Source organism: Rhodococcus sp. IEGM 1351, from assembly GCF_030056875.1.
GTDB classification, from domain to species: domain Bacteria; phylum Actinomycetota; class Actinomycetes; order Mycobacteriales; family Mycobacteriaceae; genus Rhodococcus_F; species Rhodococcus_F opacus.
This window is the reverse complement of the sequence record NZ_JASHKU010000218.1, coordinates 1-206: the sequence shown is the minus strand read 5'-3', so window position 1 is coordinate 206 and position 206 is coordinate 1. Positions and strand designations below refer to the sequence as shown.

The 206-nt window shown below is 68.9% G+C and carries 1 protein-coding gene; it reads left to right on the top strand.

What is annotated here, in order from left to right; genetic code table 11:
* On the top strand, positions 1-206 hold a 206-nt coding region (locus QM806_RS41320; RefSeq protein WP_283295098.1), incomplete at both ends, for an MFS transporter.

Below are 206 nucleotides of genomic sequence, written 5' to 3'. Positions count from 1 at the left end.
GTCCTGACCATCGGCTTCGACATCACCATCCTCAACGTCGCGCTGCCCACCATCTCGGCGGACCTCGGTGCCGACACCGCGGATCTGCAGTGGATGGTCAACGCCTACGTGCTGGTGTTCGCCGGCCTGATGCTGCCTTGCGGGGCGCTCGGCGACCGCTACGGTCACCGGCGGTCGTTGCTGGCCGGCCTGGCCCTGTTCGCGCC